This is a genomic window from Pseudomonas sp. PDM32 (assembly GCF_019219225.1).
In the GTDB taxonomy this organism is placed as follows: Bacteria; Pseudomonadota; Gammaproteobacteria; order Pseudomonadales; family Pseudomonadaceae; genus Aquipseudomonas; species Aquipseudomonas laurylsulfatiphila.
The window spans coordinates 1-255 of record NZ_JAHUWE010000071.1 but is presented as its reverse complement, the minus strand read 5'-3'; the positions used below and the strand labels follow the sequence as shown (position 1 = coordinate 255).

At 62.4% G+C, this 255-nt stretch carries 1 protein-coding gene; it reads right to left on the bottom strand.

Annotation, left to right across the window (positions count from 1 at the left end):
• Positions 1–255 (bottom strand): hypothetical protein (locus tag KW846_RS29835; RefSeq protein WP_218486478.1); only part of this gene is annotated, 255 nt, incomplete at both ends.

The following is a 255-nucleotide window of genomic DNA, read 5'->3' as shown; positions in this document are numbered from 1 at the left end:
TCTATCTGGCCAAAGGCGTTGTACTCGATGGCATTGACCAGCGTGTCGGCGGTGGATTGGCCGGAGCGTTGCAGCCCGACCGAATGCAGTTGCCCGGCGCGGTCATAGGTGAAATGTCGGGTATGACTTTTGGCGTCGGTTTGCTTAAGCACTTCGCCGGTGGGCGCGTAGGTCCACAACGACTGCGCGCCGTCGCCCGGCTCCAGCAAGCCGTCGCGGTCAGCTTCCTGGGTTGGCCAGTCGATAGGGGCAAAG